This is a genomic window from Thioalkalivibrio sp. ALR17-21 (assembly GCF_000420185.1).
In the GTDB taxonomy this organism is placed as follows: Bacteria; Pseudomonadota; Gammaproteobacteria; order Ectothiorhodospirales; family Ectothiorhodospiraceae; genus Thioalkalivibrio; species Thioalkalivibrio halophilus.
On sequence record NZ_ATUL01000012.1, the window covers coordinates 44,178 to 67,723 of the forward strand.

A 23,546-nucleotide genomic window follows, 5' to 3' on the forward strand; every position below is an offset into this window, starting at 1 on the left:
CCCGCGTCAGCGCACTTCGGCGAGCAGCTGCTGTGCCATGCGATCGGCCTGCGAGCCGTAGCCGCCGCCGAACAGGTGGTCGTGGTTGAGGATGTGGTACAGGTTGTACAGCGTCCGGCGGGTGGCATAGCCCGGATCCAGCGGCCGCTGTTCGGCGTAGGCCGCGAAGAAGTCCCGCCCGGGGTGGCCGAACAGCTCCATCATCGCCAGGTCGGCCTCCGGGTCGCCGTAATAGGTGGCCGGGTCGAACAGCGTCGGCCGGCCGTCGCCGAGGAAGTCCCAGTTGCCGCTCCACAGATCGCCGTGCAGCAGGGACGGCTGCGGGCGGTAGTCGGTGAAGAAGCCGTCCAGGCGTTCCTCCAGCTCGGCCAGGGTGTCCAGACGCCCGCGTGGGGCCCCGCGGTCGCGGGCCAGGCGACGCTGGAATCCCAGGCGCTCCTCGCGATAGAAATCCACCCAGTCCGCATGCGGCCGATTGGACTGCGGCGTGGATCCGATGAAATTGTCCTCGTCGAGGCCGAAGCGGCTGGCGGTATGCCCGTGCATGTCCGTGATGCCACGCGCCAGCGCCACCGCGTCGCGCGGGCCGCCCAGGTCCAGGTCCTCGATGATCAGGAAGCGGGCCCCGCCGGCCTCGCCGGTGCCGATGACCTCCGGGATCTTGAGCACCTCGCAGCGCTGCAGCTCGGTCAGCCCGCGGGCCTCGGCGGCGAACATGCCGGCGTGGTCGCCACGGTTGAGCTTGACGAAGAAACGGCGGCCGTCGGTGCCCTCCAGACGCAGGGCCTGGTTGATGGAGCCGCCGGAGCGCGCGCTGCGGCCTGTCGCCTCGAACGGCACTCCGGTATGGTCCGTGATGCACCGGGCCAGGGCGGCGGTCAGGTCGTCGTCCCGTGCGCTGCTTCGCGTCATGCGTCTGTCTCCCGTGGCGGATGTGGCTGACAGGTTAACCACTACACACCCCGAACGTCAGGAGTCCCGAGATGGCCTTCCGCAAACTGGAACCGCTGTGCGACAAGATCGGGGCGGACCAGATCCGCGCCGTGATCGACGAGTTTTACCGCCGGGTGTCGGCCGATCCCCGGATCGGGCACCACTTCGAGCGCATCGAGGATTTCGAGGATCACGTGCGCCGGATCAGCGATTTCTGGTACCAGAACCTGGGCGGGCGTCTGGAACAGCCTCCGACCATCGACATGGTGGGCAAGCACGCGCCGCTGAAGCTGACCGAAGACGATCTTCAGGCCTGGATGGAGCACTTCCGCGCGACCACCGACGAGATGCTGGATCCGGCGCACGCGAAGGAATGGCAGCAGCTGGCCGAGGGTATCGCCAGCCGCATGCGTCAGGACATCCTGACCGGCTGAGGCGGCGTCAGCAGGGGTCCGCGCCGCCGCCGGGAAAGCCGCAGTAGCCGCGATTCAGGGCGATGTCGTCCCCGCCGTGCACCTCGCGCAGATGGGCCTGACGGGCCTCGGCCAGGTGCGATTCCGCGGTGACCGGGTACAGCAGGCTGGCCATCGACGGCGGTTCCTGGCCGAGACGCACGGCGTACAGGATGCGGTAGGCGTACACCCGGCGGATGTACTTGCGGGTCTCGGAGAACGGGATCAGTTCCGCCCAGATGTCCGCATCCAGGGTCTCGCCGTCTTCCGGCAGCCATTGCCGGACCCGGTGGGCCCCGGCGTTGTAGGCGGCGGTGGACAGCAGCCCGTGGCCGCCGAAGCGCTCCTGATTGCGCCCGAGATAGTAGGTGCCCAGGCGGGCATTGTTCGCGGGCTCGAGGATGTCCCAGTCGGAATTCACCTGCACGCCCGCGGCCGAGGCGATGTTGCGCCCGGTGGCCGGCATGATCTGCATGATGCCCAGTGCGCCCGCGTGTGAACGCACGTCATGCAGGAATGCGCTCTCCTGGCGCGCGACCGCCATGGCCCAGGCCGGATCAATGCCCTGATCGCGGGCGCCGGCAACGATCAGATCGTCGAAGGCCAGCGGAAAGCGCAGTTCGACATCGTCCCACTGGCGTGCGCGGGCCACGGTGAAGATCGCCCGGTCGTGCCAGCCCCATTCGGCGAACTCGTGTGCCGCGGCCACCCGCTCGTCGTTGTCCATGCGCGCGACCGCGTGCTGCCATTCGCGCCGCGCTTCGGCGTGGCGATCCAGCCGCAGCAGTTCGCGCATCCGCAGCATCGCGGGCTGGTTGCGCACGCGCACCCGCAGGCCGTTGTCCAGATCCGCGCGCCGATGCCCGATACGGTAAGGCTGTTCGATCCGGTCGGCGGCGAGAAAACCGTGGAAATTGCGTTCGGTGGCGGCCCGCTCGTAGTGATCGCGGGCGCTGTCCGCATTGCCCAGGGCCTCTTCGGCGCGCGCGAACCAGTAGCGCCACTGGGCCTCTTCGCGGGTCTCTTGCGGCATGGCACGGACCGCGTCGCGCACGGTTTCCCAGTCCCCCGCCCGCAGGGCCACGCGTACCTGCCACTGGCGCAGCTGGGCGTCGAAGACCTCTTCGTCCAGTCCGGCGAGGAACTCGGGGGCCTCGTCGCGGTAGCGCACCGCCAGGCGCAGGCCCAGGGCGTGGGCCACCGCGTTGCGGCCGTCGCTATCCAGGGTCGCCGGGCCGTTCGCGGCCCGCTCCTGCCAGGCGTCCAGGGCGGCGTCCAGGTCGGAACGGACCCAGCGTTTCCAGGCGTCTTCGGCCATGGGGCCGGCCTGCGGGTGGTCGCCGGCGTCGAAGTCGGCCCGGGCGACCCGACGCGGCCGTTCCCGGAGGTTGAGCCAGCGCTCGGCCCAGGCTTCGTCGTCACGGTCGAGGTAGCGGCGCAGGTAGCGGGCCAGCCCGGTCTGGCCGGCGTCCATGGCGAGGGCGAAGCGCTGCATCGCCAGTTCACTGGTCAGGCCGTCGGCATCCCGCCAGGTGTCCAGAGCCGGGTCACAGGCCGAGGGCCGCGAATGGCCGTGCAGCCAGATCGACTCGATGTCCTCCAGCGCGGCGTCGTCCTCGCCTCGGTCCAGCAGGGCCTGGCGGCGATGGCAGTCCTGGGTCACCCCCATGGAACGCTGGTCGTCGACCATCTCCAGCAGGGTATCCCATTCGGATTCCTCGCCGAGATGGCGCAGGTAGTTGGCGTACAGGCGGTCGGCCAGCGGGGTATCGCCGTGATGCTCGAGGAATTCCCGCACCGCGTCGGGTTCTGCCCGCCCAAGGTCACGGGCGAGGCGGCGGTAGTCGAGATACGGTGCGAGGGGGTAATCGGCCAGGGTCTCGCGCGCGCGCTCGAACGCCTCGGTGTGGCCGCGATTGAGCGCCCGTTCGGCGGTGACGAACAGGCCGCGCTCGAAGGCGTAGCGAGTTTCTTCCGCGCCGGAACCGGAGTCTGCCGCAGAAGGGCCGCCGACCAGCAGGGTCAGGACCATGGCGAAGATCGTGCCGGGGCCGCCGGCGATCAGCCGCTGACGAATGCGCATGCCTGTGTCTCCTGAGCCTCCGCGTATTCCAACATCATCCGTCAGGTCCGGCGGGCTGGCAATCCCCGCGCCCGTGTTTTGCGCGGCATGACGCGCAATGCCGCCCGATCAGTCGGAAAGCAGCAGGGTCTCGCCGCGGTCCAGCCCGTCGAGGGTCCAGGAGGCGACGCGGTAGCGCACCAGGCGCAGGGTGGGGTGGCCGACCGTCGCGGTCATCCGCCGGACCTGACGGTTGCGCCCTTCGTAAAGGGTGATCGCAAGCCAGCGGGTGGGGATGTGGCGGCGAAAGCGCACCGGCGGGTCGCGTTCCGGCAGGTCCGGTGGGTCCATACGGTCGACCTTCGCCGGCAGGGTGAGTCCGTCGCGCAGTTCGACCCCGGTGCGCAGGGCCTCCAGCGCGGCCTCGTCGGGCTCGCCTTCCACCTGCACCCAGTAGGTCTTGCCCGCGGAGTCGGGGCCGGGGCGGGTGATGCGGGCGTTCAGAGCGCCATCGTCGGTGAGCACCAGAAGGCCCTCGGAATCGCGGTCCAGACGTCCGGCCGGGTGCACGCCGGGCAGGTCGATGTAATCGGCCAGGGTGGGACGGCCCTCGCGGTCGGTGAACTGGCTGAGCACGCCCCAGGGCTTGTGGAGCAGCAGGATCCGGCTCATGTCAGTCGCAGCGCAGGGTCACCCGGTCGGCGAAATGGCGCCCGAGGTTCTCCTCGGGCTCCGCGCCATAGTCCAGGGCCATGGCGCGGGCGACCATCGCCGGGTCGGGCCGTGGCCGGTCGACCTCGACTTCGCATTCCGGTGCCCCGCGCACCTGCGGAGGGCGTTCGTCAGGGTGCAGGATCTCGATGAAATAGGTGGGATCAAAGACGCGGTAAGCCACCGGCGTCCGCGCCGGGTCGGGCGCACCCTCGAGCGCCAGGGTGAAGCGGTATTCCAGGGTGTCTCCGTCCTTTTCCATCCGCGCCTCGCCCTCCGGCCGCACCTCGATCGCGTGGCCTTCGGCCTCGAAGTGCGTGTACCAGTCGTATTCCTCCAGATTGTCGAGGATCTCGCGCGCCAGCGCGTTCAGGCGCTCGACGTCGCTGTCGCCCTCCTGGTGGGCCAGGGCGTCTTCGTGGAGGTATTCGGAGTACATCGGGTCGAATTGCCACAGGTGATGCATGCGCACCAGCTGGCCGGTGGCGTCGCGCTCGAAATCGACCTCGAGATCGATCCAGGCGTGCGGATGGGCGGCTGCGGTGCCGGGCAGGCCGGCCGTCGCGGCCAGCAGCAGGAATGCGGCAAGGCGCGTCGCCAGGCGCGGTTGAATGCGGACCGGGTTCATGCCGGGATGGCCTCCGGGGTCGGGGCGGCCACATGCAGCAGCCGCTCGTGGTAGTCGGGGTGCACGCCGAGGTCATGCAGCCGGGCGTGTATGTCACTGACCGGTCCGCGCGGCTGCAGTTCGGCGGGCAGATCGGAACCCCGGGGGAGTCCCGGGACGTCGTCCACCAGACCGGTCAGCCGGCGCGACAGGCGCAGGCGTTCGGGATCGGCGGCGATCGCCTGCGCGAGGGCGGTGGCGCGGCGCAGGTTGCAGCGGCGAACCGCGTCGGGATCGGCAAGCACGCTTTCCAGGTCACCCAGGCGGCGCAGGATGCGGGCCGCTCCGCGCGGCCCCAGTCCGTGGATGCCCGGGATGTTGTCGCTGCGGTCACCGGCCAGAGCCAGCAGGTCGGCCACCTGGTCGGGGCGCACGCGCAGGCGTTTCTCGAGGGCCCGGCGGTCCATGGGCCGGCCGCGTTCCGGGTCGTGCAGGTGGTCCCGGTCGCCGAGGATGGTCTGTGCCAGATCCTTGTCGGCGCTCATCACCGCGACCGGCAGTCCCGCCGTGCGCGCGTTGCGGGTCAGGGTGGCGATCAGATCGTCGGCCTCGTATTCGGGGTGTGAGAAGCGGGCCAGCCCGAGGGCGTCCAGCAGCTCGCCGATCCGCTCGAACTGAGCCCGCAGTTCGGGGGGTGCCGGCGGACGATGGGCCTTGTACCCGGGGTCGAGGCGGTGGCGGAAACCGCGCCGCAGCGAGGTGTCGAAACAGAAGCCCAGCGGCCCCGGGGCACGCCGTGGCAGCCACTGGCACAGGGAGTGGACGAAGCCGTGCAGCGCACCGCCGGGCCGGCCCTGCGGGTCGGGATCGAGGCCGCGCGCGAACCAGGCGCGGAACACGAAGATGCTGGTGTCCACGACCGTGCAGGTCGGGGTGGCCACGGGTTCACTGCAGGCGTTCAAGATCCTTCCGGATGCCGGCGATGGAACGCTCGAGATCCGCCTGTTCGTCGGCCTGGAGATCCAGTTCCACGATGCGTTCCATGCCCCCCTGGCCGAGGATGCAGGGGACGCCGGTGGCGACATCGCGCTGGCCGTATTCGCCGTCCAGCAGCGCGACCGTGGGCAGGACCCGGCGCCGGTCGAGGGCGATCGCCTCGACCATCTCGGCGATCGCCGCGGCCGGGGCCGCATAGGCGCTGGAGGTCTGCTTGAGGGCGAGGATCTCGGCGCCGCCGTGGCGGGTGCGCTCGACGATGGAGTCGAGGGTTTCGCGGTCGAGGAACCGGTCCAGCGGGATGCCGTTGACATGCGAGTAGCGCAGCAGCGGGACCATGGCGTCGCCATGCCCGCCCAGCACCAGGGCCTGGATGTCGTGCACCGACAGGCCGGTCTCCAGCGCGATGAAGGCGGCCATGCGCGAGGTGTCCAGCACGCCCGCCTGGCCCATGATCCGGTCGCGGCTCCAGCCGGTCTGCTGCGCCGCGCGCCAGGTGAGCACGTCCACCGGATTGGAGACCACCAGCAGGCGGCTGTCGGGGGCGTGGCGCCGGACCTGGTCGAGGATTTCGTCGAGGATCGCGACGTTCTTGTCGAGGACATCGGAGCGCGACATGCCCGGCTTGCGTGGCAGCCCGGCGGTGATGATCACCAGTTCCGCACCGGCGATGACGTCCGCCTCGTGGGAACCGGTCAGGCGGGTGTCGAAGCCCAGCAGGGGCGCGGTCTCCTGGATATCCAGTGCGGCCCCGGCGGCGGTCCCTTCATGGACATCCAGCAGCGCGATCTCGCGGGCGAGGTCACGGCGGGCAAGGAACTGCGCGGTGGATTCCCCCACCCGCCCGGCTCCGACGATGGCGATCTTCTGCATGGCCTGCGCTCCTCGGACTGTGTGTTCAGGTTCGCGCCACGCCGCTGTCGCGGGCCGCCCGGGCCACCGCCTCCGGGATGGTCTCGATCAGGCGCGGATCGAACGGCGTGGGCAGGATGTAGTCCGGTCCGAACTCCAGGTGGTCGCGGCCGTAGGCGTCCAGCACGCTCTGCGGCACCGGTTCGCGCGCCAGGTCGGCGATCGCGTGGGTGGCCGCGACCAGCATGGCGTCGTTGATGCGCCGGGCGCGCACGTCCAGCGCCCCGCGGAAGATGAACGGGAATCCGAGCACGTTGTTGACCTGGTTGGGGTAGTCGGAGCGGCCGGTCGCCATGATCAGGTCGTCCCGGGTCTCGCGGGCCAGGTCCGGCTGGATCTCCGGGTCCGGATTGGACAGGGCGAAGATCACCGGGTTCGGCGCCATGCTCCGCAGCATGTCCGGGGTCAGGATGTCCGGGCCGGACAGCCCGATGAACACGTCCGCGTCGCGGCAGGCGTCCTCCAGCGTGCGGTCCTCGGTGTCCACCGCGAAGATCTGCTTGTGTTCATTGAGGTCTTCACGGTGGCTGTGGATTACGCCATTGCGGTCGACCATGTGGATGAGGTGCTTGCTCGCACCCAGGCGCACCAGCAGCTGCATGGATGCGATGCCGGCAGCTCCCGCGCCCACGCAGACGATCCGGGCGTCGGCCAGGTTCTTGCCCTGGATGGACAGGGCGTTGAGCAGGCCGGCGGCGGTGATGATGGCCGTGCCGTGCTGGTCATCGTGGAACACCGGGATGTCCAGGCGTTCGCTCAGGCGGCGTTCGATCTCGAAACAGTGCGGCGCCGCGATGTCCTCGAGGTTGATGCCGCCGAAGCCGCCGGCGATGCGCGCCACGGTATTGATGAAGTCCTCGGGCTGGGCGGCGTCGACCTCGATGTCGAACACGTCGACCCCGGCGAAGGTCTTGAACAGCACGCCCTTGCCCTCCATCACTGGTTTGGAAGCCAGCGCGCCGGTGTTGCCCAGGCCGAGAACCGCGGTGCCGTCGGTGATCACGGCCACCAGGTTGCCCTTGCCGGTATAGCGGTAGACCTCGTCGGGGTTGTCGGCGATGGCGCGCACCGGGGCCGCCACGCCGGGCGAATACGCCAGCGACAGGTCGTCCTGCGTGGCGGTGGGCTTGGTGACGTGGATGGCCAGTTTCCCGGCCGGTTCGCGGGCGTGGTAGTCGAGGGCGCGCTGGTTGAAATCGTCGGACATGATTGCGAACGGGCCTTGTGCGGGCGGTGGGTTCAGTTGACCGGGTGGGTCGGCAGATCATTGCGGTCGCGGGCTGCCTCGTACAGCGGTCGTACCTCGTCGGCCAGCCGGGCGAGCTCGCGCTGGCGCCCTTCCGGCGCCGGGTGGGTGCTGAGGAACACCGGGTGGCGGCTGTCGCCGGACTGCTCGGCCATCTTGCGCCACAGCGCCGGGGCGGCGTCGGGGTCGTAGCCGGCGCGGGCCGCCAGTTCGATGCCGATCTCGTCGGCTTCGGTTTCCATGCGCCGGCTGTGGGGCAGCTGCACCGCCAGCACCGCGCCCAGCGCGGCGCCGGTCAGCGCCAGCTCGGAGCGGTCGCCGGTGATGGCGAAGCCGGTGACCGCCAGATTGGAGGCCATCGCCACCGACATCTTCTCGGCGCTGTGGGCGGACAGGGCATGGCCGATCTCGTGGCCGATGATCTGCGCCAGTTCGTCGTCGGTCAGTTCCAGCTGCTCGATGATGCCCGAGTAGATCGCCATCTTGCCGCCGGCCATGGCGAACGCGTTGAGGGTGTCCGGCGCCTCGATGACCGCGATCTCCCAGTCCCAGTCCGCGGTTTCGGGGCGGTACTCGATGGCCTGTGCCACGACCCGGCCGGTGATGCCGTGGACCCGTTCGGTCATCTCGGGATCGGTGTTGATCCGCCCCTCCTCGCGCGCGCCGGACAGCATTTCGACGTAGGCCTCGCGCGAGGCGTCGATCGCCTGGTTTTCGGAGACCAGCATTAGCTGGGAGCGCCCGGTCACCGGGTTGGTGGTGCAGGCGGGCAGGCCCAGGGCCATGCCCAGCACGGCGATCAGGGCCAGTACCGGCAGACGCCGGCGCAGCGGACGGAACAGCGAGTTCATGCGTGACCAGTTCATGCGGTTTCTGCCTGCAGGACCCGCGGGGTCGCGGGATAATGACACCCCTTCAGCATACACCCTGCGGGCCGCGGAGCGGAGCCCGCACGCAAACGAGGGCACCCCGAAGGATGCCCTCGCCGGATCGGCCACGCCGGCGGGACCGATGGGCCGCCGCCTGCCTGCGGGGCCGCGTGATGCGACCTCGCGCGGGACTTCAGAACGCGAAGCGGCGCTTGAACTTGTCCACCTGGCCGGCGGTGTCGACGATCTTCTGCTTGCCGGTATAGAACGGATGGCACTGCGAGCAGACGTCCAGGTGCATCTCGTCCTGACTCAGGGTGGAACGGGTCGTGAACTTCGTGCCACAGGTGCAGATTACGTTGACTTCGCGGTATTGGGGATGGATCTCGGCTTTCATGGTCGACTCACGCGTGTTCGGGCGAAAAGTGCGCTAGCATAGCCGCCTCCTGTGGCCGGGCGCAAGTCGACGGCGGTCTTCGCGGGGGGTGGCCGGGATCCGGACGTGCTGTCGGGCGATGCGAACAACTCGTTGTCTTGCGGGACGTTCCAGCGGGGCGTACGTTTTGCGCGAAACCGGTCGGTTCGCGTCCGAGCACGTTCCCGTCATCGCGAGTCGCGAAGCGATGTGGCGATCTCCATCCGAAGCCACCTGTTCCTGCATGCAGGCAGCTTCGGCCGATTGCCACGTCGCCTTCGGCTCCTCGCAATGACGGGGCGGGGGCTCCGCGACTCGCGATGGCGGGAACCAGCCCGCAGGCGAACAGGGCCGGCGGGTCGCCCTCCGCAAGGGTACGGGCAAGTCGTTGTCTTCAGCGGTGTTCCGGCGGACTGCGCGAGTTTTCCCCGAAACCTGTGGAAAACTTTGTGGATGAACTGTCACTGGATGGCGCCGGTGGCTTGCTGAGGCGCAGGACTCTGGATTGGTCAGTTTTTATCCATGCTTTGTATATTTTTGAAAATAAAGAGTTCTTTTTATGTCAATGGGCCCGGGCCCGGTGCTGCCCGGGGTCGGGGCCGGGGTGAAAGGACGGGAGTCGCGTTGTGAATAACATGTCCGCATTGTCAAGTGCAGTGCCGCAGGTCGGCTTTGTCAGCCTTGGCTGCCCCAAGGCGCTGGTCGATTCCGAGCGCATCCTGACCCGGCTGCGTGCCGAGGGCTACGGGATTGTCGGGGACTACACCGGTGCGGACCTGGTGGTGGTGAATACCTGCGGTTTCATCGACGAGGCCGTGGAGGAATCGCTGGGGGCGATCGGCGAGGCCCTGGCGGAGAACGGGCAGGTGATCGTGACCGGCTGCCTGGGCAAGGATGCCGAGACCATCCACGAGCGCCACCCGGACGTGCTGGCGGTCACCGGGCCGCATGCCTACGAGGACGTGGTCACGGCGGTGCACGAGCACCTGCCGCCGCCGGCGGGCACCTTCGAGACCCTGGTGCCACCGGAGGGCATCCGCCTGACCCCGCGTCACTACGCCTATCTCAAGGTCTCCGAGGGCTGCAATCACCGCTGCAGCTTCTGCATCATCCCCGGCCTGCGCGGCGACCTGGTCAGTCGCTCGATCGGCGAGGTGCTGGCGGAGGCCGAGCGCCTGGCCGAGGCCGGTGTGCGCGAGATCCTGGTGATCTCGCAGGACACTTCCGCCTACGGCGTGGACGTGAAATATCGTACCGGCTTCCACGGCGGGCGCCCGATCCGCTCGGATATCGCGCACCTCGCCGAGGCCCTGGGGCAGCTGGGCATCTGGGTGCGGCTGCACTACGTCTATCCCTATCCGCATGTGGACCGGCTGATCCCGCTGATGGGGTCCGGCGAGGAGGGCGGGCTGCTGCCCTATCTGGACATGCCGCTGCAGCACGGCCACCCGCGGGTGCTCAAGGCCATGCGTCGTCCGGCCGCGGCGGAGAAGGTGCTGGAACGGATCGCCGACTGGCGTACGCGACGTCCCGATCTGACGCTGCGTTCGACGTTCATCGTGGGCTTCCCCGGAGAGACCGAGGCCGAGTTCGAGACCCTGCTGGACTTCCTGCGCGAGGCGCAGCTCGACCGCGTCGGGGCCTTTGCCTATTCGCCGGTGGACGGGGCCGAGGCCAATGCCCTGCCGGACCCGGTCCCGGAGGCGGTGCGCGAGGAGCGTCTGGCGCGTTTCATGGAGGTGCAGGCGGAGATCAGTGCCGAGCGCCTGCGCCGTCGGGTGGGCACGCAGCCGGTGGTGCTGGTCGACGGCACCGACGAACACGGAGTCGTGGTCGCGCGTTCGGCCGCGGAGGCGCCGGAGATCGACGGGGTGATCCGCGTGCCGGATGCCGACCCCGACTCGGTGGAGGCGGGGGACTTCATCGAAGTGCGGGTCACCGCCGCCCGCGAGCACGACCTGATCGCCGAGGTCGCCGACCCGGACGAGTGACCGGGGCGGCCTCGCTCGGCGGTCGTGTTCAGCCGCCGTTGCGCTTCGGGGCCACCGGTTCCGGCGTGGCGTCCCAGATCTTCTCCGCGTAGTCGCGCACCGTGCGGTCAATGGAGAAGTAGCCCATGCGCGCGATGTTGGTGAGCGCCGCGGCGTTCCAGCATTCCGGCTGGGCATACAGCGCGTCGGCCCGCTCGCAGGCCTCGCGGTAGGCGGGGTAGTCGGCGAGCACGAAGAACGGGTCCTGGTGGCGCAGATAGTGCCCCAGTTCCGCATGGGTGGCGTTGTCGTCGCAGGTGAAATAGCCCTGCTCGATCATCTCCACCGTGCGGCTCAGCGCGGGCCGGCCGGCGAGCATGGCTTCGGGGACCTCGCCGCGGGCGCGGTGGGCGACCACCTCGGACTCGGTCATGCCGAAGATGAAGATGTTGTCCTCGCCCACCGCGTCGCGGATCTCGATGTTGGCACCGTCCAGCGTGCCGACGGTCAGCGCGCCGTTCAGGGCCAGCTTCATGTTGCCGGTGCCCGAGGCCTCGAAGCCCGCGGTGGAGATCTGCTCCGAGAGGTCCGCCGCGGGGATGATTACGGTCAGCGGCGCTGACTTCGTAGTTGGGGATGAACACGCACTTCAGGCGGTCGCCCACCTGCGGGTCGTGGTTGATGACGTCCGCGACCTCGTTGATGACCTGGATGATGTCCTTGGCGCGCTGGTAGCCGGGGGCCGCCTTGCCGCCGAAGATCACCACCCGCGGGGGGACGTTCTCGCCGTCGCGGATGCGGTTGTACAGCTCGATGACGTGCAGCAGCTTGAGCAGCTGGCGCTTGTATTCGTGGATGCGCTTGATCTGCACATCAAAAAGCACGTCGGTGCGGATGCGGATGCCGGTGCGCTCGCGCACCAGCGTGGCCAGGCGCTCCTTGTTCTTGCGCTTGACCTGCTGAAACTTCTGTTGAAGCTCCGGATCCGCGACCCAGGGCTCCAGCGCGCGCAGGCGTTCAAGGTCGTACTGCCAGTCGTGACCGATCTTTTCACCGAGGAACTCGGTCAGCTCCGGATTGGCCTGGATCATCCACAGCCGGGGGGTGACGCCGTTGGTGACATTGACGAAGCGTTCCGGCCACAGCTGGTAGAAATCGGCGAACAGGGTCTGTTTCAGCAGCTCGGTATGCAGGGCGGCGACGCCGTTGATCTGGTGTGAACCGACCACCGCCAGATGGGCCATGCGGACGTTGCGGCCGCCTTCCTCGTCGATCAGTGACAGCCGCTTGAGGCGCTCCTCGTCGCCGGGGAAGCGCCGGCGCACCATCTCGAGGAATTCGTGGTTGATGCGGTAGATGATCTGCATGTGCCGCGGAAGCACGCGGGCCATGAGGTCCACAGACCAGGTTTCCAGGGCCTCGGGCATCAGGGTGTGGTTGGTGTAGGCGAATACCTTGCGGCAGAGCTCCCAGGCACGGGCCCAGTGCAGCTCGTGGCGGTCCATCAGCAGGCGCATCATCTCCGCCACCGCGATCGCCGGGTGGGTGTCGTTCAGCTGGATCGCGACCTGGTGGGGCAGATCGTCCAGGGTATAGCCCAGCTCCAGGTGGCGATCGAGGATGTCGTGCAGCGAGGCGGCGACGAAGAAGTACTCCTGCTTCAGCCGCAGTTCTTTGCCGATGGCGGTGGCGTCGTTGGGATAGAGCACCATGGAGATGCTCTCCGACTGGCTCTTGTCGGCCACGGCGCGAATGTAGTCGCCCTCGTTGAAATAGCGCAGATCGAAGTCGCGGGTGGCCTTGGCCCCCCACAGGCGCAGGTTGTTGACGTTGCGCCGGCCATAACCCGCGGTGGGGTAGTCATAGGCCATGGCCAGGATCTGTTCGCCGTCTTCCCAGGAGTAATGTACCGATCCGTCGCTCCGGTGGTGTTCTACTACCTCGCCGTAGAAGCGGATCGGGTATTTGCGTTCCGCGCGCGGGAACTCCCAGGGGTTGCCGTAGCGCAGCCAGTTGTCCGGGTGCTCGACCTGACGGTAGGGCTCGAACTGCTGGCGGAACATGCCGTATTCATAGCGGATGCCGTAGCCGAAGCCGGGATAGCCCTGGGTTGCCAGCGATTCGAGGATGCAGGCGGCCAGGCGCCCGAGGCCGCCGTTGCCCAGCGCGGCGTCATCCTCCCAGGCAACGATCTCGTCGTAGTCCTGTCCCAGCTGAGCGAGGGCCTCGCGGGTCTCGTCGAGGATGCCGGTGTTGCGCAGGTTGGCCTCCAGCATGCGCCCGATCAGGTACTCCATCGACAGGTAATAGACCCGCTTGACGTCTTCCGCGTCGAACTGGCGGCGGGTCAGCAGCCGGCGTTCGATCATGCGTTCGCGCACCGCGAACGAGGTGGCATCGAGCCAGTCGCGCTGGGTGGCCTGTTTCGGATCCTTTCCGACGAACCGCACCATGGCATCGCGGATGGACTGTTTCAGGCCCTCGGTATCGTGCGGGAGCGGGCTGAGCGGGGGGGCCGTCGTGTCGGCGCTGGTGGACATCTTTTTTCTCCGGGGGGTTGCGGCCGGACACGCCCGCCATCGACCCCGGCGCCGTTCAGGCGGGGCGGTCGATGGCGCGGTGTCCAATATCGGTACGGAAGTATATACCCTCGAAGCGGATTTCCCCGAGGGCGGTGTAGGTCTTTTTCTGCGCGTCGGCATAATCGGTCCCCAGACCAACCACGCACAGCACGCGGCCTCCGGCGGTGATGACCTGCCCATGGTCGTCGATGGTGGTGCCGGCATGGAACACGCGGGCGTCGGGAAGCGGCTCCACCGCCTCCAGGCCCTCGATCACATCGCCCTTGCGGTATGCGTCCGGGTAGCCCTCGGCGGCGGCGACCACGCCCAGCGCCACGCGCGGGTCCCAGCGGGCTTCCACCCGGTCGAGGCGGCCGTCCAGCGCGGCCTCGACCAGACCCGCCAGGTCGCTTTCCAGGCGCATCAGGATCGGCTGGGTCTCCGGGTCGCCAAAACGGCAGTTGAATTCCAGCACCTTCGGGTTGCCGTCGGCATCGACCATGATCCCGGCATACAGGAACCCGGTATAGGCCTCGCCGTCGGCGGCCATGCCGCGCACCACGGGTTCGATGACCTCGTGCAGGATGCGGTCGTGCAGGGTGTCGGTGACCACCGGGGCCGGCGAATAGGCACCCATGCCCCCGGTGTTGGGGCCACGGTCGCCGTCATCGCGCGCCTTGTGGTCCTGCGAGGAGGCCAGCGGCAGCACGTGCTCGCCGTCCACCATGCAGATGAAGCTGGCCTCCTCGCCCTGCAGGAATTCCTCGACGACCACCCGGTGCCCGGCCTCGCCGAAGGCATTGCCGGCCAGCATGTCGCGTACCGCGGCGCGCGCCTCGTCCGTGGTCTGCGCGAGGATCACGCCCTTGCCGGCGGCCAGGCCGTCGGCCTTCACCACGATGGGCGCGCCGTGGGTGTCGATGAACGCCAGCGCGGCGTCCTCGTCCTCGAAGCTGCCGTACGCCGCCGTGGGGATGCCGTGGCGCTGCATGAAATCCTTGGCGAAGGATTTCGATCCCTCCAGGCGCGCGGCGTCGGCGGTGGGACCGAAGATCGGCTGGCCGGCGGCGCGGAAGGCATCCACCACGCCCGCAACCAGCGGTGCCTCGGGCCCGACCACGGTGAAGGCGACATCCTCGTTCCGGGCCACGGCTAGCAGGCCGTCGATGTCGGTGGCGGCGCAGTCGACGTTCTCGCAGCCGGGTTCGCCGGCGGTGCCGGCATTGCCCGGCGCGACCAGCACCCGCGCGACCCGCGCGGACTGCGCCAGTTTCCAGGCGAGGGCGTGTTCGCGCCCGCCGCCGCCGATCACCAGGACGTTGATGGCCGTTTCGTTCATGAGCGTTCTCCTGCGGCCGCGATCAGTGGCGGAAGTGGCGCATGCCGGTGAAGACCATCGCGATGCCGTGCTCGTCGGCCGCGGCGATGACTTCTTCGTCGCGCATCGAGCCGCCCGGCTGGATCACCGCGGTGATGCCGGCGCTGGCGGCGGCATCGATGCCGTCGCGGAACGGGAAGAAGGCGTCCGAGGCCATCACCGAACCGGCCACCTGCAGACCCTCGTCGGCGGCCTTGATCCCGGCGATGCGCGCGGAATACACCCGGCTCATCTGGCCGGCGCCCACGCCGACGGTCTGCTGGTCGCGGGCATATACGATGGCGTTGGATTTTACGTACTTGCCCACCTGCCAGGCGAAGGCCAGGTCGCGGTTCTCCTGCTCGGTGGGTGCGCGCGCGGTGACGATCTTCAGGTCTGCGTCGGCCAGCGAGCCGCGGTCGGTGTCCTGCACCAGCAGTCCGCCCCCGATGCGCTTGTAGTCCAGCCCCGGGGCGGCGGGGGCGTCCGGGATCTCCAGCACGCGCACGTTCTTCTTCGCGCTCAGCGCGCGCAGGGCGCCGGGGGTGATCTCCGGCGCCATCACCACCTCGACGAACTGGCGACTGATGATGGCCTGCGCGGCGTCACCCTCCAGCGGGCGGTTGAACGCGATGATGCCGCCGAAGGCCGAGGTCGGGTCGGTCTGGAACGCGCGCTCGTAGCTCATCAGCTGGGACGGGGCGACCGCGACCCCGCAGGGATTGGCATGCTTGACGATCACGCAGGCCGCTTCGTCGAACTGGCGCACGCACTCCCAGGCGGCATCGGCATCCGCCAGGTTGTTGTAGGACAGCGACTTGCCCTGGTGCTGGCGGTAGCTGGCGAGGGCCCCCGGAGCCGGCTGCGGGTCGCGATAGAACGCCGCCCGCTGATGCGGGTTTTCGCCGTAGCGCAGGGATTCGACGCGCTCGAAAGTCGCGTTGAGCTGGCCCGGGAAGTCTTCCTGGTGACCGTCGTCATCCAGTGCCGACAGATAATTGCTGATCGCCGCATCGTAGCGGGCGACGTGATCGAACGCCGCCACGGCGAAGCGAAAGCGCAGCGGGGCCGGGATGCCGCCGTGTTCGTCCAGGGCGTCAATGATCGTGCGGTACTGGCCCGGGTCGGTCGCCACGGTCACGTCACGGTAGTTCTTGGCGGCCGCGCGCAGCATGGCCGGGCCGCCGATGTCGATGTTCTCGATCGCATCGTCCAGGGTGGTGTCGGGCCGGGCCACGGTGTTCTCGAAGGGGTACAGATTCACCACCAGAAGATCGATCGGAGGGATGTCATGGGTCTCCATCGCCCCGGCGTCCGTGTCCCGCCGGCCCAGCAGGCCGCCGTGCACCCGCGGATGCAGGGTCTTGACTCGTCCGTCCATGATCTCGGGGAAGCCGGTGTGTTCCGAGACCTCGGTCACCGGGATCCCGTGTTCGCTCAGCAGCCGCGCGGTACCACCGGTGGAGAGCAGTTCGACGCTGCGTTCATGGAGGTGGCGGGCGAGTTCCACCACGCCGGTTTTTTCGGAAACGGACAGCAGCGCGCGGCGCACGGGAGCCTGAGTAGTCATGGGACCTCGAAATCGCGTCAAAACGGCCATTATAGCGAAGGTGCCGGCCTTGTCGCGGCCGTTCGGGCGGGTGGGGTGCCGGACGGTGCGGCCGGTGGCGGGTTTGTAATTTGGGCGCAAAACCTTTAGCGTATAAAAACACTTTCGGACACAACGCCTGCGTTCCGACGCAACGCATGGCACCGTTTGCGATCCCCGAGCCAGGCGAGCGAAAGCCGCCAGACCACGGCTCGGCACCCGGGCAACCACCGAATCCTTCCGGGTGTCAGGAACCGCCGGCCAGGCCGGCGCCGGATGCTGGAAACAACGCATCCGTCTCGGGAGCCCGCGATGACGGGCCGCCCGTACCCGGTCCTCGCAGGAGAAGTTTCATGCCAGCGACCCGGGATGCGAGGTCGTTTTCGGTCATGCAGGTGTTGTAACCCGGTGCGTCCGCGGCCACGAGGGCTGCGGGTGCACTTCATTGCAGCAAAGCCAAGAGGAATCACCATGTCAGCGAACGTGAAGAACGATCAGGACTTCGGCGAGAAGCCGACGGAAACCCGCGATACCGACCATTACCTTGAGGAATACACCACGGGTTTTGTCGACAAGTGGGACGATCTGATCGACTGGGACAGCCGCGCCAAGAGCGAAGGCACGTTCTTCATCGAGGAACTGAAGAAGCGCGGCGCCAAGCGCGTGCTGGACGTCGCGGCCGGTACCGGCTTCCACTCGGTCCAGCTGATCGAGGCGGGCTTTGACGTGGTCACCGCCGACGGCAGCCCCGAGATGCTCGTCAAGGCCTTCGAGAACGGCCGTTCGCGCGGCCACATCCTGCGCACGGTGCAGGCTGACTGGCGCATGCTCAACCGCGACATCCACGGCCACTACGACGCCGTGGTCTGCCTCGGCAACTCGTTCACCCACCTGTTCAACGAGCACGACCGCCGCAAGGCCCTGGCCGAGTTCTATGCCGCGCTGCGCCACGACGGCGTGCTGATCCTCGACCAGCGCAACTACGACACCATCCTGGATCACGGCTACTCGTCCAAGCACACGTACTACTACTGCGGTGACAACGTGCAGGTGGAACCGGCCCACGTCGACGAAGGCCTGGCCCGTTTCCAGTACCGCTTCCCTGACGGTTCCGAGTACTTCCTGAACATGTTCCCGCTGCGCAAGGCCTACGTCCGCCGCCTGATGCGCGAGGTCGGTTTCCAGAAGATCGACACCTACGGGGACTTCCAGGAGACCTATCGCGAGGCCGACCCGGACTTCTTCATTCACGTCGCCGACAAGACCTATATCGAGGGCGAGGATCGATGAGCCAGGAGTATTCTGACGTCGTTGAAACGGCGCGCGACTATTACAACAGTGCGGACGCCGACACCTTCTACAAGATGGTGTGGGGCGGTGAAGACCTGCATATCGGCCTGTACGAGTACCAGGACGAGCCGATCGGTGATGCCAGCCGCCGTACCGTCGCCCACATGGCCGACCTGCTGGGCGAGCCGCAGCCGGAATGGCGCGTGATCGACATGGGCGCGGGCTATGGTGGCGTGGCCCGCTACCTGGTCGAGAACTACGGTTGTGACGTGACCGCGCTGAACCTCTCCGAGAAGGAGAACGAGCGCGATCGCGAGATCAACAAGGCGCGCAAGCTGGACCACAAGATCACCGTGGTCGACGGTTCCTTCGAGAAGGTGGACGAGCCGGACGCGACCTACGACGTGGTGTGGTCCGAGGATTCGTTCCTGCACAGCCCGAACGAGGACAAGTACAAGGTCATCCAGGAGGCGGCGCGGCTGCTCAAGCCGGGTGGCTGGCTGATCTTCACCGATCCGATGCAGACCGATGACTGCCCCGGGGGCGTGCTGGACCCGATCCTTGCGCGGATCCACCTCGATTCGCTGGCTTCCCCGTCCCTGTACCGCGATGCGGCGCAGAAGGCCGGGCTGCGCGAGATCGGTTTCGAGGAGCATTCCGGGCAGATCTCGACGCACTACGGTCGCGTGAAGCAGGAGCTGGAATCCCGCGAGGACGAGCTCAAGCGCTTCATCTCGCAGGACTACATGGACCGCATGAAGCAGGGCCTGCAGCACTGGGTCGACGGGGGCAACTCCGGGTACCTGACCTGGGGCATCTTCCGCTTCCGCAAGCCGGACTAAGAAGGCCCGTTATCGCGGGTCCCGCGGGCGTGCGTCGTCCGGGGCCCGCCAGATTCCGCCCCGTCGACCCTCGGCGGGGCGGAAGTGTATCTTGTAGTCCATGCGGGGTGCGTTCGGGATCCAGTACCCGAGATAGACATGCGGCAGGCTCAGGTTCCGCGCATGCTCGATCTGGCACAGGATGCCGAACGTGCCCAGCGCACGGGCCGGAAGATCCGGCTCGTAGAAGGTATACATGGCCGACAGCCCCTGCGGCGTACGATCGGTGATGGCGACGCCGAGCAGTTGTCCGGCGCGGCGGAACTCCAGCAGCTCCACCGGGGCGCTGCGTTCCGTCAGCATGCCGGCGTATTCCTCGCGATTCATCTGCTCCATGCCGCCACCCGCGTGGCGGTTGCGCAGATAGCGCAGGAACAGCGGCATGTGTTCGTCCAGGTCGGCCTCGGTGCGACCGTCCCCCGCCCCCGGCGGGGCGCGATGTTCGATATCGAGGTCGGCGTTGGCGCGCAGGCAGCGGCGCTGGCTGCGGTTCGGCCGGAAGGTGGGCACCGGGATGCGCACCGGCACGCAGGCATCGCAGGCCGGGCAGTGGTGGCGATAGACAAAACGGCCGCTGCGGCGAAAGCCCTCGGCCAGCAGGGCCCCGAAGCCGGCGGCATCCAGCCGGGCCTCGGGGTCGACCAGCAGGGACTGCATCTCGCGCCCGTCCGTGATGTACGGACAGGGCTGCGGGGCGGTCAGATACCAGCGGATCGGGGATTCCTGCATTCCGCTATCGTGACAGCTCCGGCCCGGGGCGCCAATGCGTCCCGGGCCGTGACCCCGCCACCGGCGGGACATGACCGGAGTTCGATGCCCGGCATGCTAAAGTAATGACATTTGAAACCAATGGTGTACCGCACATGACGGCAACGCGACAAGATATCGAGAACGCCCTGAAAGAACGCATCCTGATCCTGGATGGCGGTATGGGCACGACCATCCAGCTGTACGAGCTGGGGGAAGCCGATTATCGCGGCGAGCGCTTCAAGGACTGGGAATCCGACCTGAAGGGCAACAACGACCTGCTCTCCCTGACCCGCCCGGACATCATCGAGCAGATCCACAATGATTACCTCGAGGCCGGCGCCGACATCATCGAGGCGAATACCTTCAACGGTACCCGCATCGCGATGGCGGACTACCACATGGAGGACCTGGTCCCCGAGCTGAACCGCGAATCCGCCAAGCTCGCGCGCAAGGCCGCCGACGCCTGGACCGAGAAGACCCCGGACAAGCCGCGTTTCGTTGCTGGCATCCTTGGCCCGACCAACCGTACGGCCTCGATCTCCCCGGACGTGAACGACCCGGGTGCGCGCAACGTCGATTTCGACACCCTGGTCGCTGCGTACAAGGAGGCCGCCGAGGCCCTGATCGAGGGCGGCGTCGACTTGCTGCTGATCGAGACGGTGTTCGACACCCTGAACGCCAAGGCCGCGATCTTCGCGGTCAAGACCCTGGAAGACGAGCTCGGGAAGGACCTCCCGATCACGATCTCCGGGACCATCACCGATGCCTCCGGGCGCACCCTGTCGGGCCAGACCACCGAGGCCTTCTGGAATTCGGTACGCCACGCGAACCCCGTGTCCATCGGCCTGAACTGCGCCCTGGGTGCGAAGGAAATGCGCCAGTACGTGGAAGAGCTGTCGCGCATCGCCGATACCCACGTCTCCGCGCACCCGAACGCCGGTCTGCCGAACGAATTCGGCGACTACGACGAGAGCCCGGAGCAGATGGCTGCGGATGTCGGCCCGTGGGCCGAACAGGGCATGCTGAACATCATCGGCGGCTGCTGTGGCACCCTGCCGGAGCACATCCGCGCCATGCGCGAGGCGGTCGAGAAATTCCCGCCGCGCAAGGTGCCGGAGGTTTCTCCGGCCTGCCGTCTGTCCGGTCTGGAGCCGTGCAACATCACCGACGACTCGCTGTTCGTGAACGTTGGCGAGCGCACCAACGTGACCGGCTCGCGCAAGTTCCTGCGCCTGATCCAGAACGAGGAATACGACGTCGCGCTGGAAGTCGCGCTGAACCAGGTCGAGGGCGGTGCCCAGATCATCGACGTCAACATGGACGAGGGCATGCTGGAGTCGCAAGATGCGATGGTCCGCTTCCTCAACCTGCTGGCCGGCGAGCCCGACATCGCTCGTGTGCCGGTGATGATCGACTCCTCCAAGTTCGAGATCATCGAGGCGGGCCTGAAGTGCGTGCAGGGCAAGCCGGTGGTCAACTCGATCTCCATGAAGGAGGGCGAGGAGAACTTCATCAAGCAGGCCGAGCTGTGCCGCCGCTACGGGGCCGCGATCGTGGTCATGGCCTTTGACGAGGACGGCCAGGCCGACAACGAGCAGCGCCGCGTCGAGATCTGCACCCGGGCCTACAAGCTGCTGACCGAGAAGGTCGGTTTCCCGGCCGAAGACATCATCTTCGACCCGAACATCTTCGCGGTCGCGACCGGTATCGAGGAGCACAACAACTACGGCGTGGACTTCATCGAGGCCACCCGTCGCATCAAGAACGACCTGCCGCACGCACTGGTCTCCGGCGGCGTGTCCAACGTGTCGTTCTCGTTCCGCGGCAACGAGCCGGTCCGCGAGGCGATCCACGCGGTGTTCCTGTACCACGCCATCAAGGCGGGCATGGACATGGGCATCGTCAACGCCGGCCAGCTGGCGGTCTACGACGATATCGACGCGAAGCTGAAGGAAGCGGTCGAGGACGTGGTCCTGAACCGCCGCGATGACGCGACCGATCGTCTGCTCGAACTGGCCGAGGAATACAAGGGCCAGGGCGGCGGCAAGAAGGAAGAGAACCTCGAGTGGCGCGAGTGGGAAGTCAGCAAGCGCCTCGAGCACTCCCTGGTCAAGGGTATCGACACCTACGTGGTGGACGACACCGAAGAGGCCCGTCAGGCCTACGACCGCCCGATCCAGGTGATCGAAGGCCCGCTGATGGACGGCATGAACGTGGTCGGCGACCTGTTCGGCGAGGGCAAGATGTTCCTGCCGCAGGTGGTCAAGTCCGCGCGCGTGATGAAGAAGGCCGTGGCCCACCTGATCCCGTACATCGAGGCCGAGAAGACCGGTACCGAGAACAACGGCAAGATCCTGATGGCCACCGTGAAGGGCGACGTCCACGACATCGGCAAGAACATCGTCGGCGTGGTCCTGCAGTGCAACAACTTCGAGGTCATCGACATCGGCGTGATGCAGCCGGGTGCCGAGATCCTGAAGGCGGCCAAGGAGCATGACGTCGACGTCATCGGCCTGTCCGGCCTGATCACCCCCTCGCTGGAGGAGATGGCCAACTTCGCCGCCGATCTCGAGCGCGAGGGCATGACCACGCCGCTGATGATCGGCGGCGCGACCACCTCGCGCGCCCACACCGCGGTCAAGATCGAGCCGAACTACTCCGGCCCGGTGGTCTGGGTGAAGGACGCTTCGCGTGCGGTGGGGGTGGCCCAGAGCCTGATCAGCCCCGAGCTGCGCGAGAACTACGCCGCCGAGATCCGCGAGGAATACGAGAAGCTGCGCGTACAGAACGCCGGGCGCAAGAAGAAGGTCCAGTGGCTGTCGCTGGAGAAGGCACGGGCCAACAAGCCGGAGATCGACTGGTCGCAGTACGCCCCGGCGAAGCCGAAGGCGCTGGAGACCGAGGACCTGCCGGGCGAGCCGACCGTGCTGCATCCGCACGGCGATGGCTCGGTGCTGCTGCGCTTCGATGACTTCGACCTGAACACGGTCAAGGAGTATATCGACTGGACGCCGTTCTTCCATTCCTGGCAGCTGCATGCGGCCTATCCGCGCATCCTCGAAGACGAAAAGGTCGGCGAGGAGGCACGCAAGCTGTTCAAGGACGGCCAGGAGATGCTGCAGCGGATGATCGACGAGAAGTGGGTCACCTGCCGCGGCGTGGTCGGCTTCTTCCCGGCGAACAGCGTCGATCACGACGACATCGAGGTCTACACCGACGAGAACCGCAGCCAGGTGCTGAAGAAACTGCACCACCTGCGCCAGCAGACCGAGAAGCGTCGCGGTCAGCCCAGCCACTCGCTGGCGGACTTCGTCATGCCGAAGGAGGCCGGGGGCCCCGACTACATTGGCGCGTTCGCGGTGAGTGCCGGCGGTGACGTGGATGCGAAGGCCGAGGAATACGAAAAGGCCAACGACGACTACCACGCCATCCTGGTCAAGAGCCTGGCGGACCGTCTGGCCGAGGCCTTCGCCGAGTGCATGCACGAGTACGTGCGCAAGTACTACTGGGGCTACGTCGCGGACGAGCAGCTCGAGAACGAGGACCTGATCGAAGAGAAGTATCAGGGCATCCGTCCGGCGCCGGGCTATCCGGCCTGCCCCGAGCACACCGAGAAGGCCACGCTCTGGGAGCTGCTGCAGGCGGAGGAAAACGCCGACATGACGCTCACCGAGAGCTACGCCATGCTGCCGGTGTCGGCCGTCTCCGGCTGGTACTTCGCGCACCCGGAGTCGCGTTACTTCGGCCTCGGCAAGGTCAACCGCGACCAGGTCGAGGACTATGCGAAGCGCAAGGGCATGTCGTTCGAGGAGGCCGAGCGCTGGCTCGCGCCGAATATCGGCTACGACGACAGCGACGAGGCCAAGGCGGAAGCCGCGGCCGAGCGCGAGGCGCGCAGCGCGTAACCGCAGGGTCCGCCCTGCGACCCGAATCAGGCCCCGCCCCG

General features: G+C 67.6%; 17 protein-coding genes and 1 pseudogene. 5 read left to right on the forward strand and 13 right to left on the reverse strand.

Translation table 11 applies throughout. The features are described from left to right. Positions 1 to 6: 6 nt before the first annotated feature. Positions 7 to 912, reverse strand: coding sequence for a fructosamine kinase family protein (locus G020_RS0107935; protein WP_024329229.1), 906 nt, complete (start codon positions 910 to 912; stop codon positions 7 to 9). Positions 913 to 983: 71 nt separating this feature from the next. On the opposite strand from G020_RS0107935, the gene G020_RS0107940 reads away from it, so the two are divergent. Next, the gene (locus G020_RS0107940; protein ID WP_024329230.1) at positions 984 to 1,367 is read left to right on the forward strand and encodes a group III truncated hemoglobin; all 384 of its coding nucleotides are present in this window, start codon (positions 984 to 986) and stop codon (positions 1,365 to 1,367) included. Between the two features lie 7 nt (positions 1,368 to 1,374). On the opposite strand, the gene G020_RS0107945 is transcribed toward G020_RS0107940, so the two are convergent. The 8 genes from G020_RS0107945 to rpmE all read right to left on the reverse strand — a co-directional run bounded on the left by G020_RS0107945 (position 1,375) and on the right by rpmE (position 9,185). Then, entirely contained in the window at positions 1,375 to 3,468 is a 2,094-nt protein-coding gene (locus G020_RS0107945) for a transglycosylase SLT domain-containing protein (protein WP_024329231.1), read from the reverse strand. A gap of 108 nt (positions 3,469 to 3,576) precedes the next feature. Beyond that, positions 3,577 to 4,119: a pseudouridine synthase gene (locus tag G020_RS0107950; protein ID WP_024329232.1), complete on the reverse strand. Its 543-nt coding sequence runs from the start codon at positions 4,117 to 4,119 to the stop codon at positions 3,577 to 3,579. Position 4,120: 1 nt separating this feature from the next. Then, the gene (locus tag G020_RS0107955) at positions 4,121 to 4,786 is read right to left on the reverse strand and encodes a DUF1007 family protein (RefSeq protein WP_024329233.1); all 666 of its coding nucleotides are present in this window, start codon (positions 4,784 to 4,786) and stop codon (positions 4,121 to 4,123) included. After that, positions 4,783 to 5,727 carry a 5'-3' exonuclease H3TH domain-containing protein gene (locus G020_RS0107960; RefSeq protein ID WP_024329234.1) on the reverse strand — a complete coding sequence of 315 codons (945 nt, stop codon included), beginning with the start codon at positions 5,725 to 5,727 and terminating at the stop codon, positions 4,783 to 4,785. The genes G020_RS0107955 and G020_RS0107960 overlap by 4 nt, the downstream gene beginning before the upstream one ends. After that, positions 5,711 to 6,634 carry a malate dehydrogenase gene (mdh, locus tag G020_RS0107965; RefSeq protein ID WP_018869104.1) on the reverse strand — a complete coding sequence of 308 codons (924 nt, stop codon included), beginning with the start codon at positions 6,632 to 6,634 and terminating at the stop codon, positions 5,711 to 5,713. Before mdh ends, G020_RS0107960 begins: the two co-directional genes overlap by 17 nt. Before the next feature lie 25 nt (positions 6,635 to 6,659). Then, complete coding sequence (locus G020_RS0107970; RefSeq protein WP_018947063.1) at positions 6,660 to 7,880, reverse strand: malic enzyme-like NAD(P)-binding protein; 1,221 nt, start codon at positions 7,878 to 7,880, stop codon at positions 6,660 to 6,662. Positions 7,881 to 7,912: 32 nt separating this feature from the next. After that, on the reverse strand, positions 7,913 to 8,770 hold the full coding sequence (locus G020_RS0107975) for a M48 family metallopeptidase (RefSeq protein WP_024329235.1): 858 nt from the start codon (positions 8,768 to 8,770) through the stop codon (positions 7,913 to 7,915). Positions 8,771 to 8,981: 211 nt separating this feature from the next. Next, on the reverse strand, positions 8,982 to 9,185 hold the full coding sequence (gene rpmE / locus G020_RS0107980) for a 50S ribosomal protein L31 (RefSeq protein WP_024329236.1): 204 nt from the start codon (positions 9,183 to 9,185) through the stop codon (positions 8,982 to 8,984). A 653-nt stretch (positions 9,186 to 9,838) separates the two neighbouring features. On the opposite strand from rpmE, the gene rimO reads away from it, so the two are divergent. Continuing rightward, positions 9,839 to 11,194 (forward strand): 30S ribosomal protein S12 methylthiotransferase RimO, encoded by a 1,356-nt coding sequence (gene rimO / locus G020_RS0107985; RefSeq protein ID WP_029681242.1) that lies wholly within the window; start codon positions 9,839 to 9,841, stop codon positions 11,192 to 11,194. A gap of 28 nt (positions 11,195 to 11,222) precedes the next feature. Here the strand turns inward: rimO and G020_RS14665 are convergent. The 3 genes and pseudogenes from G020_RS14665 to purH form a co-directional block, all read right to left on the reverse strand. Further along, positions 11,223 to 13,713 (reverse strand): annotated as a pseudogene (locus G020_RS14665) (glycogen/starch/alpha-glucan phosphorylase). Positions 13,714 to 13,768: 55 nt separating this feature from the next. Then, positions 13,769 to 15,058: a phosphoribosylamine--glycine ligase gene (purD, locus tag G020_RS0107995; RefSeq protein WP_024329238.1), complete on the reverse strand. Its 1,290-nt coding sequence runs from the start codon at positions 15,056 to 15,058 to the stop codon at positions 13,769 to 13,771. Positions 15,059 to 15,095: 37 nt separating this feature from the next. Next, positions 15,096 to 16,661: a bifunctional phosphoribosylaminoimidazolecarboxamide formyltransferase/IMP cyclohydrolase gene (purH, locus tag G020_RS0108000; RefSeq protein WP_024329239.1), complete on the reverse strand. Its 1,566-nt coding sequence runs from the start codon at positions 16,659 to 16,661 to the stop codon at positions 15,096 to 15,098. A gap of 489 nt (positions 16,662 to 17,150) precedes the next feature. On the opposite strand from purH, the gene G020_RS0108005 reads away from it, so the two are divergent. Together G020_RS0108005 and G020_RS0108010 are read left to right on the forward strand one after the other, a co-directional pair. Then, entirely contained in the window at positions 17,151 to 17,969 is an 819-nt protein-coding gene (locus tag G020_RS0108005; protein ID WP_018947057.1) for a class I SAM-dependent methyltransferase, read from the forward strand. Then, positions 17,966 to 18,811, forward strand: a complete 846-nt coding sequence (locus tag G020_RS0108010) for a methyltransferase domain-containing protein (protein WP_018947056.1) — start codon at positions 17,966 to 17,968, stop codon at positions 18,809 to 18,811. The genes G020_RS0108005 and G020_RS0108010 overlap by 4 nt, the downstream gene beginning before the upstream one ends. 9 nt (positions 18,812 to 18,820) lie before the next feature. On the opposite strand, the gene G020_RS0108015 is transcribed toward G020_RS0108010, so the two are convergent. Then, positions 18,821 to 19,579, reverse strand: a complete 759-nt coding sequence (locus tag G020_RS0108015; RefSeq protein ID WP_018947055.1) for an arginyltransferase — start codon at positions 19,577 to 19,579, stop codon at positions 18,821 to 18,823. 134 nt (positions 19,580 to 19,713) lie between these two features. Between G020_RS0108015 and metH the strand changes: the two genes are divergently transcribed. Further along, positions 19,714 to 23,505, forward strand: a complete 3,792-nt coding sequence (gene metH / locus G020_RS0108020; RefSeq protein WP_024329240.1) for a methionine synthase — start codon at positions 19,714 to 19,716, stop codon at positions 23,503 to 23,505. The last annotated feature ends 41 nt before the right edge of the window (positions 23,506 to 23,546 follow it).

Coding starts and splice junctions, on each gene's coding strand:
- G020_RS0107940 (WP_024329230.1), top strand. CDS start 984: ATGGCCTTCCGCAAACTGGAACCGCTGTGCGACAAGATCGGGGCGGAC.
- G020_RS0107975 (WP_024329235.1), bottom strand. CDS start 8,770: ATGAACTCGCTGTTCCGTCCGCTGCGCCGGCGTCTGCCGGTACTGGCC.
- rimO (WP_029681242.1), top strand. CDS start 9,839: ATGTCCGCATTGTCAAGTGCAGTGCCGCAGGTCGGCTTTGTCAGCCTT.
- G020_RS0107945 (WP_024329231.1), bottom strand. CDS start 3,468: ATGCGCATTCGTCAGCGGCTGATCGCCGGCGGCCCCGGCACGATCTTC.
- G020_RS0108010 (WP_018947056.1), top strand. CDS start 17,966: ATGAGCCAGGAGTATTCTGACGTCGTTGAAACGGCGCGCGACTATTAC.
- G020_RS0108005 (WP_018947057.1), top strand. CDS start 17,151: ATGTCAGCGAACGTGAAGAACGATCAGGACTTCGGCGAGAAGCCGACG.
- rpmE (WP_024329236.1), bottom strand. CDS start 9,185: ATGAAAGCCGAGATCCATCCCCAATACCGCGAAGTCAACGTAATCTGC.
- G020_RS0108015 (WP_018947055.1), bottom strand. CDS start 19,579: ATGCAGGAATCCCCGATCCGCTGGTATCTGACCGCCCCGCAGCCCTGT.
- G020_RS0107935 (WP_024329229.1), bottom strand. CDS start 912: ATGACGCGAAGCAGCGCACGGGACGACGACCTGACCGCCGCCCTGGCC.
- G020_RS0107970 (WP_018947063.1), bottom strand. CDS start 7,880: ATGTCCGACGATTTCAACCAGCGCGCCCTCGACTACCACGCCCGCGAA.
- metH (WP_024329240.1), top strand. CDS start 19,714: ATGACGGCAACGCGACAAGATATCGAGAACGCCCTGAAAGAACGCATC.
- purH (WP_024329239.1), bottom strand. CDS start 16,661: ATGACTACTCAGGCTCCCGTGCGCCGCGCGCTGCTGTCCGTTTCCGAA.
- G020_RS0107955 (WP_024329233.1), bottom strand. CDS start 4,786: ATGAACCCGGTCCGCATTCAACCGCGCCTGGCGACGCGCCTTGCCGCA.
- G020_RS0107950 (WP_024329232.1), bottom strand. CDS start 4,119: ATGAGCCGGATCCTGCTGCTCCACAAGCCCTGGGGCGTGCTCAGCCAG.
- mdh (WP_018869104.1), bottom strand. CDS start 6,634: ATGCAGAAGATCGCCATCGTCGGAGCCGGGCGGGTGGGGGAATCCACC.